We start from the raw sequence: 17,046 nt of genomic DNA, 5'->3' as shown, positions 1-17,046 counted from the left end.
GGAGCTCTCGCTCGAGTTGGCGGAGCTCTCGCTCGAGTTGGCGGAGCTCTCGCTCGAGTTGGCGGAGCTCTCGCTCGAGTTGGCGGAGCTCTCGCTCGAGTTGGCGGAGCTCTCGCTCGAGTTGGCGTTTTGCACCTTCGTAAACTCGGTGCAAAACCTGCACTATAAAAATTGCATACTTTAAATCGCTTGAGTAAGGGGAGTAAGCTTGTTTGCAGCGTCCAAGAGAGCCGGTGGTGGTGTGATTCCGGTACGTGAACCCTAGCTGAATGGACTTACAAGAGGTTTCCTGAAATTGGAGTACGGAAACACGGTCGCCGCCGTTATACGGATAGGATATCGGAAACGAAATTTTCCCGTATCTGAATAAAGTTGGGATTTTTAAAAAATCACCAAAAGAGGTGGCACCGCGGTCACAATCGTCCTCTGCAATCACATTTTATATGTGATTGCAGGGGATTTTTTATTGATATGATCGAGCACCGTTTACAGCATAACCTATTTTGCTATCAGGAAAGGAGTTTTTATGAAAATGAAGGCATCCAAAACACTTCCCTATAAGTATATCAAACTGAATGCTGACACATTGACCCCCATAGGGATATACGAAAACCTCTATGGCACGAAAAAGGTTTTGCTGGAAAGTTCAATCCAGCACGAGGAAAAAGGCAAGTATTCCTTCATCGGGGCTGATCCTTATCTCGAATTCAAAGGCAGTTACCATTACACCACCATGCTGGATCACAGAAAGGAAACTTCTGAAAACCGGAACGAATCTGTGCTGACTGTTTTTCAAAAGGAATTTCCTAAATTGAATTTCGACTTGCCCTTTCCGTTTTTCGGTGGTGCGGTCGGTTATATCGGGTATGATGCCATTCGGAGCTTTGAAGATATTGGTGAGGTTTTACCTGATGCTATTGACATGCCGGATGTTCACCTAATGCTTTATCAAAATATGATCGTGTATGACCATAGCGATGAATCGGTGTTCCTGGTAGCAACAAATTTGTTTCATGAGCCTGAACATGTACTAGACGAACGGCTGGCACACTTGAAGAAGGCGTTAATCCCCTTTCCGACAGCAGACGTATCGACTGGCAGGGATGTTGTATTCCAGCCTGAAATGGATAAGCAGCACTTTATGCGGACCGTGGAAATCGCCAAGGACCACATTAGAAGCGGGGATATCGATCAGGTCGTCCTATCCCAACGGATGCAAGCTGCCATGCAAGGGGACCCTTTCATTTTTTACCGGAAACTTCGAAAGGCCAATCCATCCCCGTACATGTTTTATATCGATTTTGACGATTATGTCGTGCTTGGGGCATCGCCGGAAAGTCTGATTGAAACAACCGGCCGGGACATCATGACCAACCCAATTGCAGGCACACGCCCGCGCGGCAGCACGAAAGCTGACGATGAAGCCTTGGGGCAGGAGCTGGTGACGGATAAAAAAGAAATTTCTGAACATGAAATGCTGGTTGATTTGAGCCAGGAAGACTTTGACCGTGTTTGCGAAGCGGGTAGTGTGACCGTACCAAACTATATGGAAGTGGAAACCTATCAGCATGTGATGCACATGGTATCGGAAGTCCGCGGAAAATTAGCAGAAGGCTTCACCAGTATTGATGCGCTGATTGCCTGTCTACCGGCCGGAACCGTGTCAGGATCACCAAGAACCCGCGCTATGGAAATAATTAATGACCTGGAAGATGTCAAACGCGGTGTCTACGGTGGCGGCATCGGATACATCAGTTTCAATGACAACCTAAACATGGCACTGGCGATCCGATCACTTATCGTTAAAGATCACCATGCCTACGTGCAGGCCGGTGCCGGCATTGTCAGCGATTCGGATCCGGAAGCTGAATATAACGAAACATTATACAAGGCAAAATCACTCATGGCGATCAACGATTATGACGTGACCTACGAGACATAACGTTTATACAAAAATTGGAGGGAGATTTCATCATGAAACATTATCTTAAAAAACTGCTGAATCAGGAAAACCTCACATTACAAGAAATGAAAGATGCTGCTGAAACATCCTTTGCAGATCATATCAGCGAAAGCGAGCTTGCTTCATTTCTGACTGCACTGCGGGCGAAAGGTGAAACACCGGAAGAAATCGCCGGGCTTGCTGAGGCTATTCGCAACCAATCCACTCAGACGACCCACGAGCTGACAAGTGTAATGGATAACTGCGGAACCGGCGGGGATGGCTCCCACAGTTTCAATATCAGTACAACGGCTGCATTTGTGCTTGCGGGTGCTGGTATTAAAGTTGCCAAGCACGGCAATCGCAGTGTTTCCAGTAAGACGGGAAGTGCTGACGTTTTGGAGCATCTGGGCATTTCGTTATCTTTTTCAAAAAAACACGTGGCGGAAATGATTCAGGAAAACCATATTGCTTTCCTTTACGCGCCCCACGTTCTTCCCGGTATGAAGCGGTTTATGACCGTTCGAAAAAATTTAGGTATCCCGACGATCTTCAATCTGATCGGCCCGCTGACAAACCCGGTCGATCTGGATACGCAATTGTTGGGATCGTATCGCCGGGATATGCTGCCAGTGCTTGCTGAAACATTGCATCAGCTAGGACGGAAGCGCGCATTGGTCATTAACGGCCCGGATTATATGGATGAAGCGTCACTCGCTGGTGACAACTATATTTCCCTACTGGAAGAGGGAAACGTCACCTCATTCACCCTTCACCCGTCTGACATTAACTTACCGGTACATGACAATGACGCAATCCGGGGTGGTGACGCGAAAAAGAACGCTGCGATTTTGCTCGATGTCTTACATGGCAAAACGGGCCCTTATTATGATACCGTCCTTCTCAACGCTGGGCTTGGTATATTTGCCAACGGGGCTGTCACGTCGATCCAAGAGGGTATCCGAAAAGCCGAAGATAGCATTCAGAGCGGTGCAGCTCTGGAAAAACTGCAGCGATTGGTCGAATACAGCAGCAAAATGACAAGCGAGGCGATATAATATGACCATTTTAAATAACATTATCCAGCAAAAGAAAAAGGAAGTTGCCCAATTAAAAAATCAGCCGCTCCCTGACAAAGCGGTAGTATCCGGCCAGGTGCCGTCAATTACCCAGGCTTTTCATCATACCGATCGCATGAATATCATTGCCGAAATCAAACGGGCCTCACCCTCTAAAGGGTCGATTGACCTGGACGTTGACCCGGTAAAACAAGCGACATTATATGAAGCGAATGGTGCCGGGGCCATATCAGTCCTCACCGATGAAGCGTTTTTCCAAGGATCGATGGATGACCTGCGTGCCGTCAGTAAGGCGGTGAACATACCGATTCTCTGCAAAGACTTTTTCATCGATAAGGTGCAAATTGATCATGCCAAAGCTGCAGGGGCATCTATCATTCTGTTAATCAATGCAGCCATGTCCTCTGCTAAGTTGCGGGAGCTTTACACCTATGCCAAAGAACAGGGGCTGGATGTGCTTTGTGAAGTACATGACGAAAAAGAAATGAAAACAGCCATTGAGCTGAACGCCGACGTTATCGGTATAAACAACCGTAACTTAAAAACGTTTGATGTCGATTTGGACACCACCGGCCGGTTAGCGTCCATGGTAATCAATTCCGATACCATCCTGATAAGTGAAAGCGGCATTAAAACGCGTGCTGATGTTGTTCAAGCCGCCAGTAATGGTGCCAGTGCCGTCCTTATTGGTGAAACATTGATGCGTGCCGATGACTTATCGGAAACGATCAACGATTTGCAAATTCCATTATCGAAGGGAGATCGATCGCATGCTCGTTAAAATCTGTGGGATGACAACTATCGAAGCAGCGTCTGTTGCTGCCAGGGCCGGGGCGGATTTCATCGGATTTGTTTTCGCACCAAGCAAGCGGCAGGTATCACCCGAAAGAGCAGCCGACATAAGTGCTGCCCTCCCGTCCTCAGTTAAAAAGGTAGGGGTGTTTGTCAATGAAACACGCGAGACGATCCAAAATGTTGCTGAAAAAGTGGGGTTGGACTTCATCCAGCTTCATGGGGATGAATCACCGGCGTTTGGCGATGCACTCCCCTACCCCGTCATGAAAGCATTCTGTATGGGAAATCACGACATAGCGGAAATACAGGCCTATCCATGCGACTATTACTTGATCGACAGTCCTAAAGGGCCGAATCGTGGCGGCAATGGCACAACGTTTGATTGGACGCTGCTGAAAGACGCTGATCTGGATCCGCAAAAAGTAATCCTTGCCGGAGGGCTAAACTCTGAAAATGTACAGTCAGCTATCTCGAGTGCCAATCCGGCCGGTGTAGACGTATCAAGCGGTGTTGAAACAGACAGTGTGAAGGACATTCAAAAGATTCATCAATTTATCAAACATGCCAAAACGAAAGGATGATCAACATGACAGCATATTCATTCCCGGACACAAAAGGAAGGTACGGAAATTTCGGCGGGCGATTTGTCCCGGAACTTCTGATGCCGGCATTGCTAGAACTGGAGGAAGCCTATGATCAGGCGATGAACGATCCGTCTTTTACGGAGAAACTCAATTATTATTTAAAAAACTACGTTGGCCGGGAAACACCGCTTTATCACGCCGAAAATCTGTCCCGGCAACTGGGGGGCCCCGCCATTTACTTGAAGCGCGAAGACTTGAACCACACAGGTGCGCACAAAATCAATAACACCATCGGCCAGGCCTTGCTAACACTGCGGATGGGCAAAAAGAAAATTGTCGCCGAAACGGGTGCGGGTCAGCACGGTGTTGCAACGGCTACAGTATGCGCCTTGCTCGGCCTGGAATGTGTCGTTTTCATGGGTGAAGAAGATATTCGCCGGCAAAAGCTGAACGTCTTCCGGATGGAATTGCTCGGTGCCACAGTTGAAAGTGTGTCACAGGGAAGCGGAACCCTAAAAGATGCAGTAAATGAAGCTTTACGCTACTGGGTCAGCCATGTGGAGGATACTCACTATATCCTTGGATCTGTTGTAGGACCGCATCCTTTTCCAAAAATCGTGCGTGATTTTCAGTCTGTCATTGGAGAGGAAACGAAGCGGCAATACCAAGAACATACAGGCGAGCTGCCAGATGCTGTTGTCGCCTGCGTCGGCGGCGGCAGCAATGCTATGGGGATGTTTTTTCCCTTTATTCAAGATAAAGGCGTCAGGATTTACGGTGTAGAAGCAGGCGGAAGTGGTATTGAAACCCATAAACATGCTGCTACATTAACCGCCGGCAGTACTGGTGTCTTGCATGGGACATTGACCCATCTGCTGCAGGATTCGAACGGCCAGATTGAAGAAGCTCATTCGATTTCGGCAGGACTTGACTACCCCGGCGTTGGTCCTGAGCACAGCCACCTCCATGATACAGGAAGAGTAACATACACGTCCGTCACTGACGAGGAGGCCATCGAAGCATTTAAATTTCTATCCAGTGTAGAAGGGATTATTCCCGCTTTGGAAAGTGCACATGCGGTGGCATATGCGGCGAAACTGGCAAACGACATGGATGAATCGCAGTCTCTGGTGATTTGTTTATCCGGACGCGGCGACAAGGATGTTGAATCGGTTAAAGATGCATTGGGAGGTCAGACAAATGAATAACCCATTTTTGGATAACGCACTAAACGATCAACGGAAAGCAGGCAACAATATTGTGGTTCCTTATATCATGGCTGGTGATGGCGGCCTTGAGATCCTGGAAGAGCGTCTCCGCTTTCTTGAAGAGTGTGGGGCAGCTGCTGTGGAACTCGGCATCCCCTTCTCTGATCCGACAGCAGATGGACCGACCATTCAGGATGCCGGGCAGCGAGCATTGAAAAATGGCACGACCCTGAAAGGCGTTCTGGACGCGCTGGAGACATTTAAGGAAAACCGCTCCATTCCGGTTATTTTGATGACTTATTTGAATCCCATTTTTACGTTCGGTCCTGAAACGTTTGCGGCGGCCTGTGCAAATGCTGGGGTCAACGGCGTCATCATACCTGACATGCCACTGGAGGAAGAAGCGCTGATCACTGACTTTCTTGAACAATACGGGATTGCCAATATCCGGCTCGCTGCCATGACCAGCCCAAATGAACGGCTTACCAACATCACTCAGCGCACGGAAGGGTTTCTCTATGCCGTTTCGGTCAAAGGAACGACAGGGGCCAGAACGACACACGACGAAAGTGTCAAAACGTATTTGCAGAACTTGAAGCAAATGACCGATACGCCCGTCCTGGCCGGATTCGGAGTGTCCACGCCGGAGCAAGCCCATGAACTAGGTTCCATTTGTGATGGTGTAGTTATTGGCAGCAAAATTGTGGATTGGTTTTATAAAGGGCAGACGGACAAGGTCAAGCAGCTGATTCAGAAGAGTATTTAACCACCCGCTGTCGCTTGCCGGAATCATTTTTGGCAAGTGACAGCTATCCTTATTTCCCTTGCTTTCTCCTAGCTTTTTCATATTCCTCTTCAGTGATCTCACCTTTTTCATAGCGCTCTTTCATGATTTCCAGTGAACTTTGCCGCCGGTCACTTTTTCCGGCATTAAACCGATACAAGATGATTACAATCATCATGAAAATAACAATTGCCAGCCCTAATCTGATATAACTTTCCACTGTCATGAGATCACCTCCACTGTTAATCTTCCCGTTACAGACCAGTTTAAGCGCATAAAAATCTCATTTAAATACTTTGAGGTAGTGCACATCACTCTTGGCATTATCGCATTGAATTATGTGATATTCCCAGGTGGTTAAACACCAGTCTGTTTCCAGCAGGTGAGTGTGACCCCAGGCTCAGGGTATGCCATTACCCCTCCTATACCAGTGCATATAGCAGTATAGGCTGACAGACTTTCACATGAATCATACTACTCCGTCCATCACAGGTGCATGAATGATATTCATCCCTGCGACCCGATCTCTATGTGAGCGAAACCCGCACGAACAATGGTAATTCCGATCTCTTACTTTATTACGTTTATGACACTGAGGACATGTTTGACTTGTATATTTCGGATCAACATACTCCACTTTTATTCCTGCTAAATTACCCTTATACTCAATAAACGAACACAATCGGTAAAAAGACCAGTTATGCAGATTCTTTTCGTTTTTACGGCTTGTTCTTGCCGTTTTTTGTATACCCTTCAGTTTTTCCATTCTAATCACCGAAACATGATTATCAACGGCAAAGTCTATAATTTGCCGGCTTATTTTATGATCCTGTTCTTTCATCCACCGCTTTTCTTTATCATTTATTTTTCTATAAGCTACTGGCTTTTTGGATTTCCCGATAACAAGACGTCTGGCTGCATATTTTCTGCGCACAAATTTATTTTGCCTGCCTTTCCCAAAAAATTTCGTCTTACCATTACTGGTCACTGCAACAGCGGGCACCTTCAAGCCAAGGTCCACACCCATTATGATGCCTGTTGATTTCTGTTTGGGTCTCTTCATTCTTACACTGATTTGGGCTATCCATTTATTTGATTTTTTGGTAATTCGTAAAGTACCTCGGTGATGTTTAAGTAATTGTCGCTGGTAATCAGTCAATATACCTTTTATTGAAATACGTTCAGCTCTTCCATTCAACCACACAGGAATTTGAATTGTATCGTCTCGTATCCGGTAATTTTGATTGTTCCAGATACAAACCGGCTTTTTCAGTATAGGTACTTTCCCTATTGTTTTTGATCGCCTATACACACTTTTAGCATCCCTGATAGCCTGGTTTTTAACAGCACTTGGCATCGGTACGTGCACATCTTTAGACGTCCATTTCAGTACCCTCTCTGTCTCGACCATAACCGAAACCAGCTTGTTTACTGTTTCGATGTACATCCTGGAGATATTCGCCAAATAATTTTCCTGTTCGGTATCAGGCAACAATTTAATTTTAACCGTAATGGTCTGCTCCATTCTCTATTCCCCGTTTCAATGTAATTTAAGTGCTGTGGTACGTTGATATGATCGGCAGGTAGGTGCATAGATGTTTAAGCTTTAGAGGATTACCCAATATGCGGCTGTTAAATGTAATTTCCTTTCTTAAAAATATTATAGCACATGCGTTCTTGTTTGTATACCGTTTTCTCAAAATTAAAAAACCTAATTTTATGTCTTCATTAGAAAATTTAAATATAAAATTTCCAGACAAAACCATTGAATACACAAACAAAATGTATTATCATTTTCAATGGACTTAAAAATTGCATGTAATTTGCTGGTGTAGCTCAGTTGGGGGAGCACTTCACTCGTAATGAAGGGGTCGGAGGTTCAAGTCCTCTCACCAGCACCACTTTGGAGGAGTACCCAAGCACGGCTGAAGGGGACGCACTCGAAATGCGTTAGGGGTTAACGCCCGCGTGGGTTCGAATCCCACCTCCTCCGTTTATAATAGACTGATCAAAAACTGTCGCTCCTTTGCGGCAGTTTACTTTTTATAACGTTAAGAAAGTATAAGGGCTAAAACAACAGCACTCATTATATAAAAACCTTTTTCCAATCAGGGAATCATTCGGAAAGGAGTATCACCATGAGGGAATACACCGACTTAAATACAATGGAACAAGTTGATGAATTTATCGCTAATCACCCTTTGGCGCTGATCTTCATTTCGCGGACAGGTTGCAGTGTCTGTCAGGGGCTGATGCCTCAAGTCCAGGAGCTCCTGGAAGACTATCCGGAAATCCGGATGGGACATATCAATGCTGACCATCTGCCTTCTATAGCCGGACGTTTTTCGATATTCACAGTACCCGTCATCCTCATGTTCGTCAATGGCAAAGAATATTTGCGTGAAGCCCGTATCGTTCATATGGATTTGTTTGAAGAAAAATTAAGTAAACTATATAAAGGCTTCCTGGAACAATAAAATTTCTCCCCCTGGTCCGTCACCGTTAAGCCTTCCCACTAAGTCCAATCTATGATAGCTATCTCTCACAAGATCATAGTCTATTACCAGCACATCTTTTCCCAAAACCATAGACAATAATACAATCAAAGCTCGGCATACGCCATAAAATAAACTAAAGCTTAAGGAAAGCAGGTGATATGACTATGGCCGAAAATCAATCCAAAAACGATCCAATTCCCGGCAAGGTTGTCAAAGTCATGGTTGACGAAATACTCCGTAAAAATAATGTCAAACCGGAGCAAGTCAAAAACAATATATCAAACGAACAGAGACAAATGCTGAAAGAAATGGTGGAGGACCTCAAAACACAGGTCGATCAATTTAATCAAGGGGAAAAAGATACAACCAAAACAGATAAATAGGAGTCTATTAAAGAAAACACCCATTTAGTAGGTGTTTTCTTTAATTTTGTCAAAAAACGATGATCTAGTGAATGTGTACAATCTGATTAGTAGGAATATCCATAGAGTAATATTAACTAAAGAAAGGAGTGTTCATATGAGATCAGATAAAAGACACGATACCATGAACCCTTATGGCAAAAGCAAATACTTTTATCTCAGGGATAAACGCAAACATGGCCACGGGCACTGCTGTCAGGATTGCGGTTCCATCGACTGTGACCCTGATTACAGCCAATGTGGTAGTTGCAGGGATAAATACAGAAAACGTAAAGAAAAGAATAAACACAAACACAACCATCAGCACTGCTGTCATGACTGTGGCTCTACCGACTGTGACCCTGATTACAGCAGGTGCGACAAATGCAGAGATAAATACAGGAAACGTGACCAGTTCGAAATGATCGAGGTTGATCCCGATACAAGTGTTTCCCAAGGTGCCGATCAATATTCCTTTATGGATCAGGAATCAGCTGAAATGATTTGGGTAAAAGAATCCTGTAATATCCGGGTTGATTCAAGGGACACACAGGTCGCGCTTTCACTTCAGGCAAGTCTGCAACTGGCCGTCGCTCTGGTTCTGAATGTTGCGATTGCCGATTCAGGGCAGAGTAAAGCGATATCACAGGAACTCTTCCAGCATTTTAATTCCGATCAAATTAATAAACAAAAGATTTATATTTACAATACCAAAGACGCTACGGTATCGACAAGAGACACGGATATAGCCGTTAATATTCAAGTACTCCTGCAAGTGCTGGTAACCCTTGTCGTCATGATTGACATTTTATAAACATTAACGAAAGGAGTTGGAAACATGAGTTATATGACAAAATGGCGTGCCTTGGATCATTGTGATGATCATACACGAGATGAAGAAGCAACAGTAGAGCAGGAAGCGGATCAGTCCACAAGCAACCAGCAAGTGTCGGATGAATGGATTATCATCAAAGACTCAGAAAACGTTGACGTCACAACGACCGACAGGCAGGCGGCTGTCTCCCTGCAGCTTGGTATTGAAGCGGCTATCACAGCTGTCATTAGAATCGCTATTGCTGACGGCGCACAATCAGAAGGCGTCACGCAAGACTTCAGGCAAGTCATCAATACCAGACAGAGCAACCGTCAAAAAACCATTGTTGAACAGTCAAAGGATATCGAAATCACCACAACCGATACAGATGTAGCTGTTAATATCCAGTTGTTATTCCAAATCTTGGCCGCCATCGTCGTGGCCCTTGATGTTTTTTAGAAGAATCTGGATTTTCCCGGGGAAATGCCCTAACAAAAAATCATCAGCTCTTTCACCATCACGCCCATCCCCGGAGGATCCGGTTTCCCCTTGAAGGGGAGAGACCGTTTAAGATCAATTATGAAAGGAATGATGAATTGTGGTTAATCTAACCAATCGCCAACTCGGTTTATTGCGTCTGAGTAATCTATTAACCCAAAATACGTTAACAGATAACAATACGACATCGAACACAAATACGAATAGCGGTATTAGCGAAAATATTTCAATCGATTTACCAGGTTTCGATTTAGATGCCGGATTGAATTTAGATTTTGGAAGAAACGACGGAACTGGAACAGACCTCCCCGATACACCTGGAACAATCAGAGACGTGCTGTTGACAATGGTAAACGAACGCCTACAGGTTACCACCACTTCTGGCGTGATAACAGGCACACTGATTTCGGTGCAGGGTAACTATATTGTAATCATTGAAGCGGATGGTTCTCAAGTTCTTGTCCCGATTAATGAAATTGACACGTTCAGAGAATTATAAGGAGGGATGACAGATGTTTCAGGAAACGTTTGCCGCTGAACTTGCCACACGAATTGGATCATTTGTTGAGGTCGTGACTGACAGTGATATGATAGACGGCGTTCTCTCTAACGTTACGGCAGATTTAGTTCTAGTCGTAAATGTGGGTAGTGGCTATGGATCAAATACGCTATACCTGTCAATCGATGCTATCAACTTTGTACGCTTCCCATCCGCGGTGGCTTAGGACAAATATCAAGGATACCCCGGCACATTCTGTGGCGGGGATATCTTTGATAACCTTATGCGCCCCTTCAGTTCAAGCAGATCTATAAGAAATTTACAGGGTACAGGAAGTGTGACATTTACAGACCACTGTTTCATTCAAGTGTTTGCAGAAAATTGTACCATCCTGAAAGATCCTGTCTTGTCGTGCTGTTCCTGTGTTCCCTGACATTATATACCGTGAAGTCCCGATATAGGAATTGGTAATGTCTGATTAACCGGAGCAATACACTGACATCTTCATAAAGTCTGCCATCCGCAAAATGAATTACCGGAAACCCGCCCGCCTGTCTTAATGAGGAAGTACGGTAAACGCGCGGACCAAGCGGAAAGCGGTACGATAAAAGTTCTTTTCTCCCCGTGACCGGAATGCCTTTAGCAAGCCCTTTTAACATTACATCATCTTTCTTTTGTTTCCATTTTCGGAGGTTCCCATACAACACCGCTGCATTATCGGGCAGATCAACAAGCTGTTTTTTGATAACTGAAATCGCATCAGGGTCAAGCCAGTCATCAGCATCAATCTCCAAAATAAAATCAGACGTAACGTGAGGCAATAATGCGTTCAAAGCTCTTGCCTTCCCCCCGTTCTCCTTACTGAACAACTGTACTCCCGGCTTGCCGCCATATGGTTCCAGCCGCTGCCACGTATCATCGGTTGAGCCGTCGTCCATGATCAGTAACTGTTCAGGCTGTTCATTTTGCAACAGGCAGCTGGCCGCAGCCGTTTGGACATATGCTGCCATGTTATAACTGGACATAATAATCGAAAGGGTTGGATGAGCGGTATTCGTTTTTTCCAGTTGGTATTTTTCGATAAATTTTTGCCTCTCGGTTATATTCCTGGAGCTATTGATTCTGGTTTGCTTTACCAGCCCTTCCTCAAACCTTTTCACGGAATCTTCCATCAGGGACAGCCAGGCAGGGAAAAGTGCTTCTTTAAACGGTAGCTCTGAGACAGTCGAAGGAGGATGCTGTTTTAGAAATGACGTGCGAACGAGTAAAGGCTCCTGAATTGTCGTATTCCGATTATGTTTTAAGGTTCCTAAAACAGACTCACTCCCGTCAATCCGTAAAGAATGAGGCTTCATGTTAGCTGAAAGATAACCATTGCCGTTCAATAATAAGACATAATCGGCCTCAATCGCACTGATTGTATGTGCTAATATATCTCCTTCATTCTTATCTTCAGTCATTAAAAATCGTATCTTATCAGACCAATTAACTTCCGGCACACGCATAAAAGCGGTCCCCTCGTGCTGAAAAACGATAACCGCTCTCAGTCTGGAGCGAATCGAGTTTAGCGACATGACTGCTTTACCCAATGCTGCCTGGTCGGAGTAATGGATAAGAAAGACAGTTACATCGTTCAACAAAAACCCTCCGATCATCATAACGTTTGTACGTAAGACCTGTATCACCTTTTTACAGAATATGACGCCCGATAAGGATACGTTCATATCTAAATCGGCTGGATGTTCCCATACGACGACTTTCGTATAACATATTTGGACTACAGCAACTGCCCCTTTTGTCTTGACTTCAACGTATATCATGTACAACCTATTATTTTATTCATATGTTGAGTTGTAACTCGCTAACAGGGTTCAAACAACAACCAATTCGCAGCCTCGTTGAAAGAACTCCTGAAGTCAACAGGGTAATCAGTCATGTGACATTACATCCTTTATCAATCAAAGTGACAAGGGGCTTCAAACATACAGCGACCATATAACATTTATGCGTAAATAGGAGTGCGCCGTTACGAAAGATTATTGCTGGAATACCCTGATTTTAAAGTATATTTAAGGAGCGATGCACATGGAACCTGATGTAGGGATTGTTATGCCTGTATATCGACAGGACAGTAAAATATTTAAAGAAGCAATAGAATCAATCCTCAATCAAACGTATCCCTATTTTCAATTGGTTATTGTAATTGATGGGGTTACGCCGAATGTAGACAATATTGCAAGTGCGTACGCCTCGAAAGATACAAGGATAACCGTGATTCGACGAGAGGATAACAAAGGAACGGATGTTGCGCTTAATATTGGATTTCAATTTTTGCAAAAGAATACCAATATCCATTACCTGACTTGGGTTTCAAGCGATAATATTTACTATCCTGAATTTGCAGGGGTCTTGAAGCAGCGACTGGAAAATTCCCCCTCACATGTGGGTTTGGCATATAGCGGCTTTGACGTCATAGATGATAATGGGAAAAATGATAAAAAAACTGACGCATGGAATGAACCTTTGAATCAGCCAAAGGAAAACTTAATAAACGAATACTTTATTGGTTACGGATTCATGTATAAAAAAGTTTTTGCGCAAAAAATCGACGGATATAGATATACGCCGATTGAGGATTATGACTATTTTTTACGTTTAACAGAGCATTGCGGTATTACATTTGTGCCCCAAAAACTTATGGCATTTAGATTCAGCTCTCCGTACAGTAATTCACTACAACTAAAGAATTCCCATGAAAAAAGCAAAAGAAGGAGTTATCTGCTGCGTGTAGTGATGAAAGAAACACGTCAACGTAGAGAAAAATCACTTCCATTCAAAAAACTATACAGATCAGAAACGTTCACTGAAAATCAATATACCGGTCCTACAGTTGCAAATAACCGCATTATTATATATATCCCATTTAACAACCTGAATGTCCGGGATCATCTGCCCAAACATCTTCAAACCGAGGAGAATAGTCATTTAACAGAAGAATGGATCCATGAAAGAATGCATATATTCATGAATTTTACGTTAAAGAGTCTGATGAACCAATCCAATCAAAACTACCTTGCATTTATCGTGTATCATGACAGCTCCAGACAGTTTATTGAAAAAGAATTGCAAAACTATCCGGAGCTCCCTTTCAATATTAGGTTTGTACCCAGTAGTGAGTATGAAAAAGCTGTGACAACAGCACTTAAGGGCTATGAATATTTTTATGAACTGCATCTTTATAGTGATGATGCCTACCACCAAAACTTTATTCAACAACTCTATCATTATCGGCCAGCCCCTCAGACAAAAGTATTAATTTGTCAAAACGGTTATATATATCATTCCATGACAGGTGAGCTCGGGGAATATTATAATTTTGCCAGTTCATTTAATTGTTTACTCTATAAGGTTACAGACTATTTAAAGGGGGTAAGGCATAATATTTTCACCCCATCAGCAACAGGAATATGGTCCGGTGCCATAAGGCTTCCACATGAAATAATAAGTGATCGGGTTTATATGAATCATGCCCACAAGCATAATGTAGCTTTTTCCTTTGAGAATGAAAAAAAGCAGACTTTCAGAGATGAAAAAGGAGAACCACTAAACTTAATTGAAAAAACGATAACCGATAAAGCAGAAAAGCAAAGCATTCTGCAGGCATTTCTGGGACCCGATTATACGATGAATGGTCACGGGATCTAGCAGTTTTGCCCAAGACGTAAGAAATGGAATTCATACAATGAGGAGGTGTAACGTCAAATGAAAAAGAAAAAAGTCATGACAATTGTAGGGACACGGCCTGAAATTTTGCGTTTATCCGCTGTGATAAAGGCATGTGATACGTATTTTGATCACACTTTGGTTCATACCGGACAAAACTGGGATTATCATCTCAATAAAGTATTTTTTGAAGAGTTGACAATCCGGGAACCCGATTATTTCTTGAATGTCGTTGGAAATCATCTGGGCGAAACGATCGGGAATATTATGTCTAAAACGTTTGAAGTCCTTGATAAGGAAAAACCGGATGCCTTATTATTATTGGGCGATACCAACAGCACATTAAGCGCGATTTCCGCTAAACGTCTAAAAATCCCCACCTTTCACATGGAAGCTGGTAATCGATGTTTTGATCAAAATGTGCCCGAGGAAACGAACCGAAAAATCGTTGACCACACCAGTGATGTCAATCTTCCTTATACAGAACACAGCCGCCGCTATTTATTAAGTGAAGGAATTCCAAAAGAATATATATTCGTTACTGGATCGCCCATGACTGAGGTTCTTATGCGGCATAAAGAAAACATTAATAAAAGCGATGTTCTCGATCGGTTAGGGCTGGATAAGAAAAAGTATATACTCGTGAGCGCCCACCGGGAAGAAAACATCGATGATCCAAACCATTTCAGAAGTCTTATGGAATCGTTGAATGCAGTGGCAAAGACCTATAATATGCCCGTTGTTTACTCTACTCATCCAAGAAGTTTAAAGAAAATTCAAGAACGGCATGTAACCTTTCATCCACTTGTTCAATCTCTGAAGCCATTTGGTTTCTTTGATTATAATAAACTTCAGCAAAATGCGTTTTGCGTGCTGTCAGACAGCGGCACCCTAAGTGAAGAGTCTTCCATTCTTCATTTTCCCGCTGTATTAATCAGAACAAGTACGGAACGCCCGGAGGTACTTGACAAAGGCTCTATGGTGATTGGCGGCATTACGACAAACGAGATCCTGCAAGCCATAGAATCAGCTACTGCATTATATAGTGCGCACCATGTGCAGCCGCTGGATTATACGGACACAAACGTATCGCTAAAGGTGATTAAACTGATTGAAAGCTATACAAAGATCATTAATAAAAATGTTTGGAATAAATAAAATGCTACTGGAAACGGAGACATTTGAAATATACGGTGTGTTCCCTTGCCACTTTTCCGTGAGGGAACCTTTTTATCAAAATAACTGCAAATGAAGGGTTCAGTTAATTCTTTATTTAAATTAGTTAAATTTAGGAGGTCAACAAATTGAACAATGAAAATTTATTAGTGTTTATGCATATCCCTAAAACAGGTGGAACTACATTAAACACAATCATTAATAACCAGTATGATAATATTGTGATTGACGAACACAATACCATGAACTTAAAACATGCTGAAAAAGCCAACGCCTATATGGGACACTTTTATTTTGGCATACACGATCATATTTCCAGACCGTGTACTTATATTACGTTCATGCGTGACTCTATTGAACGAATGATTTCTTTATATTATTACATTAAAGAAACGGACTTTCACCCAAATCATGCTGAGATCAATACAATGAGTTTCAATCAATTCATTAATGCTGAAAAATATGACTTTTTAAGTAATTTGCAAACCCGTTATTTTTGCGCCGGACAAACCCCCAATCTGGAGCAAGCGAAAGATGTTATGAATAAGCATTTCTCTGTGGTCGGCATAACTGAAATGTTCGATGAATCCCTGGCCCTCATGAAACATCGATTGGAATGGGACAATATTCACTATCAAAAATTAAATGTCAGCCAACATCGACCATCAAAAAACGATTTACCCACAGATACGATCTCCGAAATAAAACAAAAAAACTCCCTGGATATAGCGTTATACAAATATGCAAAAGAAAGATTGATCAATGAACTTGATGCGATGAAGTAATCCACCATCCAGGTTATTCGGTACCACTTATTATAAAGGTAATTAAGTCTTTCAGAATAGCAGGATGCAAATGAAACTAACATTCAGTGGCGGGGGGGTTTTTCTCCGCTGAATGTTAGTTGAACAGAATCAAGCCTAGGAGCCTTGGACAGAAGTATTTCAAAAAATCCCGCTTCATTTCACTACAACCTATTTTTATGTAAAAAAATGGAAATGATTTAAAAAAGGGTATGCCAAATAAGCTTCACGTTTATGTCATT

19 protein-coding genes, 2 tRNA genes and 1 other annotated feature are annotated in these 17,046 nt (G+C 43.2%); of the genes, 18 read left to right on the top strand and 3 right to left on the bottom strand.

The window, feature by feature from the left end:
• The 7 genes from E4U82_RS20190 to trpA all read left to right on the top strand — a co-directional run.
• Window positions 1–184, top strand: a 184-nt coding sequence (locus E4U82_RS20190) for a hypothetical protein (protein ID WP_209300604.1), incomplete at its 5' end; no start/stop codon positions are given.
• Window positions 180–430 (top strand) — a binding site (T-box leader). It overlaps the preceding gene by 5 nt.
• A 102-nt stretch (window positions 431–532) precedes the next feature.
• On the top strand, window positions 533–1,942 hold the full coding sequence (gene trpE, locus E4U82_RS18290; protein ID WP_135111681.1) for an anthranilate synthase component I: 1,410 nt from the start codon (window positions 533–535) through the stop codon (window positions 1,940–1,942).
• 32 nt (window positions 1,943–1,974) lie between these two features.
• The gene (trpD, locus tag E4U82_RS18285) at window positions 1,975–3,000 is read left to right on the top strand and encodes an anthranilate phosphoribosyltransferase (protein WP_135111679.1); all 1,026 of its coding nucleotides are present in this window, start codon (window positions 1,975–1,977) and stop codon (window positions 2,998–3,000) included.
• Window position 3,001: 1 nt separating this feature from the next.
• Window positions 3,002–3,802 (top strand): indole-3-glycerol phosphate synthase TrpC, encoded by an 801-nt coding sequence (gene trpC, locus E4U82_RS20065; RefSeq protein ID WP_167751486.1) that lies wholly within the window; start codon window positions 3,002–3,004, stop codon window positions 3,800–3,802.
• Complete coding sequence (locus E4U82_RS20060) at window positions 3,792–4,397, top strand: phosphoribosylanthranilate isomerase (protein WP_167751485.1); 606 nt, start codon at window positions 3,792–3,794, stop codon at window positions 4,395–4,397. The genes trpC and E4U82_RS20060 overlap by 11 nt, the downstream gene beginning before the upstream one ends.
• A 5-nt stretch (window positions 4,398–4,402) precedes the next feature.
• A complete protein-coding gene (gene trpB / locus E4U82_RS18275; RefSeq protein WP_135111677.1) occupies window positions 4,403–5,608 on the top strand; it encodes a tryptophan synthase subunit beta in 1,206 nt (401 codons plus the stop codon).
• Window positions 5,601–6,374, top strand: a complete 774-nt coding sequence (gene trpA, locus E4U82_RS18270) for a tryptophan synthase subunit alpha (RefSeq protein WP_135111675.1) — start codon at window positions 5,601–5,603, stop codon at window positions 6,372–6,374. Before trpB ends, trpA begins: the two co-directional genes overlap by 8 nt.
• Before the next feature lie 49 nt (window positions 6,375–6,423).
• Here trpA and E4U82_RS18265 read toward each other — a convergent pair whose 3' ends face one another.
• Together E4U82_RS18265 and E4U82_RS18260 are read right to left on the bottom strand one after the other, a co-directional pair.
• Window positions 6,424–6,618, bottom strand: coding sequence for an SHOCT domain-containing protein (locus tag E4U82_RS18265; protein WP_245183649.1), 195 nt, complete (start codon window positions 6,616–6,618; stop codon window positions 6,424–6,426).
• A 243-nt stretch (window positions 6,619–6,861) separates the two neighbouring features.
• Window positions 6,862–7,917, bottom strand: a complete 1,056-nt coding sequence (locus E4U82_RS18260) for an RNA-guided endonuclease InsQ/TnpB family protein (RefSeq protein WP_135111673.1) — start codon at window positions 7,915–7,917, stop codon at window positions 6,862–6,864.
• A 300-nt stretch (window positions 7,918–8,217) separates the two neighbouring features.
• Here E4U82_RS18260 and E4U82_RS18255 point away from each other — a divergent pair.
• The 8 genes from E4U82_RS18255 to E4U82_RS18215 all read left to right on the top strand — a co-directional run bounded on the left by E4U82_RS18255 (window position 8,218) and on the right by E4U82_RS18215 (window position 11,328).
• Window positions 8,218–8,293, top strand: a tRNA-Thr gene (locus E4U82_RS18255).
• A gap of 4 nt (window positions 8,294–8,297) precedes the next feature.
• Window positions 8,298–8,385, top strand: a tRNA-Ser gene (locus E4U82_RS18250).
• Between the two features lie 145 nt (window positions 8,386–8,530).
• The gene (locus E4U82_RS18245; protein ID WP_135111671.1) at window positions 8,531–8,869 is read left to right on the top strand and encodes a thioredoxin family protein; all 339 of its coding nucleotides are present in this window, start codon (window positions 8,531–8,533) and stop codon (window positions 8,867–8,869) included.
• A gap of 185 nt (window positions 8,870–9,054) precedes the next feature.
• The gene (locus tag E4U82_RS18240; RefSeq protein ID WP_245183648.1) at window positions 9,055–9,273 is read left to right on the top strand and encodes a spore coat protein; all 219 of its coding nucleotides are present in this window, start codon (window positions 9,055–9,057) and stop codon (window positions 9,271–9,273) included.
• 136 nt (window positions 9,274–9,409) lie between these two features.
• Window positions 9,410–10,105: a spore coat protein gene (locus E4U82_RS20390; RefSeq protein ID WP_245183647.1), complete on the top strand. Its 696-nt coding sequence runs from the start codon at window positions 9,410–9,412 to the stop codon at window positions 10,103–10,105.
• Between the two features lie 24 nt (window positions 10,106–10,129).
• On the top strand, window positions 10,130–10,564 hold the full coding sequence (locus E4U82_RS18225; RefSeq protein ID WP_135111664.1) for a spore coat protein: 435 nt from the start codon (window positions 10,130–10,132) through the stop codon (window positions 10,562–10,564).
• 139 nt (window positions 10,565–10,703) lie between these two features.
• Complete coding sequence (locus E4U82_RS18220; RefSeq protein ID WP_135111662.1) at window positions 10,704–11,102, top strand: DUF2642 domain-containing protein; 399 nt, start codon at window positions 10,704–10,706, stop codon at window positions 11,100–11,102.
• Between the two features lie 13 nt (window positions 11,103–11,115).
• Window positions 11,116–11,328: a hypothetical protein gene (locus E4U82_RS18215; protein ID WP_135111660.1), complete on the top strand. Its 213-nt coding sequence runs from the start codon at window positions 11,116–11,118 to the stop codon at window positions 11,326–11,328.
• Between the two features lie 133 nt (window positions 11,329–11,461).
• Here the strand turns inward: E4U82_RS18215 and E4U82_RS18210 are convergent, their stop codons facing one another.
• Window positions 11,462–12,739, bottom strand: a complete 1,278-nt coding sequence (locus tag E4U82_RS18210) for a glycosyltransferase family 2 protein (protein ID WP_135111658.1) — start codon at window positions 12,737–12,739, stop codon at window positions 11,462–11,464.
• A 448-nt stretch (window positions 12,740–13,187) separates the two neighbouring features.
• Between E4U82_RS18210 and E4U82_RS18205 the strand changes: the two genes are divergently transcribed.
• The 3 genes from E4U82_RS18205 (at window position 13,188) to E4U82_RS18195 (ending at window position 16,786) form a co-directional block, all read left to right on the top strand.
• On the top strand, window positions 13,188–14,807 hold the full coding sequence (locus E4U82_RS18205; RefSeq protein WP_167751484.1) for a glycosyltransferase family 2 protein: 1,620 nt from the start codon (window positions 13,188–13,190) through the stop codon (window positions 14,805–14,807).
• Window positions 14,808–14,864: 57 nt separating this feature from the next.
• Window positions 14,865–15,983, top strand: a complete 1,119-nt coding sequence (gene wecB / locus E4U82_RS18200; RefSeq protein ID WP_135111654.1) for a non-hydrolyzing UDP-N-acetylglucosamine 2-epimerase — start codon at window positions 14,865–14,867, stop codon at window positions 15,981–15,983.
• 146 nt (window positions 15,984–16,129) lie between these two features.
• Window positions 16,130–16,786, top strand: a complete 657-nt coding sequence (locus E4U82_RS18195; protein ID WP_135111653.1) for a sulfotransferase family 2 domain-containing protein — start codon at window positions 16,130–16,132, stop codon at window positions 16,784–16,786.
• Window positions 16,787–17,046 lie beyond the last annotated feature (260 nt).

The organism is Lentibacillus salicampi, assembly GCF_004565465.1.
Classification (GTDB): domain Bacteria; phylum Bacillota; class Bacilli; order Bacillales; family Amphibacillaceae; genus Lentibacillus; species Lentibacillus salicampi.
Note: the sequence above shows the minus strand (reverse complement) of the source record. Positions and strands in the feature narration are given on the sequence as shown.

Bases quoted from the DNA above. Each gene is read 5' to 3' on its own strand.
- E4U82_RS18260 (WP_135111673.1), bottom strand. From the start codon at position 7,917: ATGGAGCAGACCATTACGGTTAAAATTAAATTGTTGCCTGATACCGAA.
- trpB (WP_135111677.1), top strand. From the start codon at position 4,403: ATGACAGCATATTCATTCCCGGACACAAAAGGAAGGTACGGAAATTTC.
- E4U82_RS18245 (WP_135111671.1), top strand. From the start codon at position 8,531: ATGAGGGAATACACCGACTTAAATACAATGGAACAAGTTGATGAATTT.
- E4U82_RS20060 (WP_167751485.1), top strand. From the start codon at position 3,792: ATGCTCGTTAAAATCTGTGGGATGACAACTATCGAAGCAGCGTCTGTT.
- E4U82_RS18265 (WP_245183649.1), bottom strand. From the start codon at position 6,618: ATGACAGTGGAAAGTTATATCAGATTAGGGCTGGCAATTGTTATTTTC.
- E4U82_RS18205 (WP_167751484.1), top strand. From the start codon at position 13,188: ATGGAACCTGATGTAGGGATTGTTATGCCTGTATATCGACAGGACAGT.
- trpE (WP_135111681.1), top strand. From the start codon at position 533: ATGAAGGCATCCAAAACACTTCCCTATAAGTATATCAAACTGAATGCT.
- trpC (WP_167751486.1), top strand. From the start codon at position 3,002: ATGACCATTTTAAATAACATTATCCAGCAAAAGAAAAAGGAAGTTGCC.
- E4U82_RS18240 (WP_245183648.1), top strand. From the start codon at position 9,055: ATGGCCGAAAATCAATCCAAAAACGATCCAATTCCCGGCAAGGTTGTC.
- trpD (WP_135111679.1), top strand. From the start codon at position 1,975: ATGAAACATTATCTTAAAAAACTGCTGAATCAGGAAAACCTCACATTA.
- E4U82_RS18215 (WP_135111660.1), top strand. From the start codon at position 11,116: ATGTTTCAGGAAACGTTTGCCGCTGAACTTGCCACACGAATTGGATCA.
- trpA (WP_135111675.1), top strand. From the start codon at position 5,601: ATGAATAACCCATTTTTGGATAACGCACTAAACGATCAACGGAAAGCA.
- E4U82_RS18225 (WP_135111664.1), top strand. From the start codon at position 10,130: ATGAGTTATATGACAAAATGGCGTGCCTTGGATCATTGTGATGATCAT.
- E4U82_RS20390 (WP_245183647.1), top strand. From the start codon at position 9,410: ATGAGATCAGATAAAAGACACGATACCATGAACCCTTATGGCAAAAGC.
- wecB (WP_135111654.1), top strand. From the start codon at position 14,865: ATGAAAAAGAAAAAAGTCATGACAATTGTAGGGACACGGCCTGAAATT.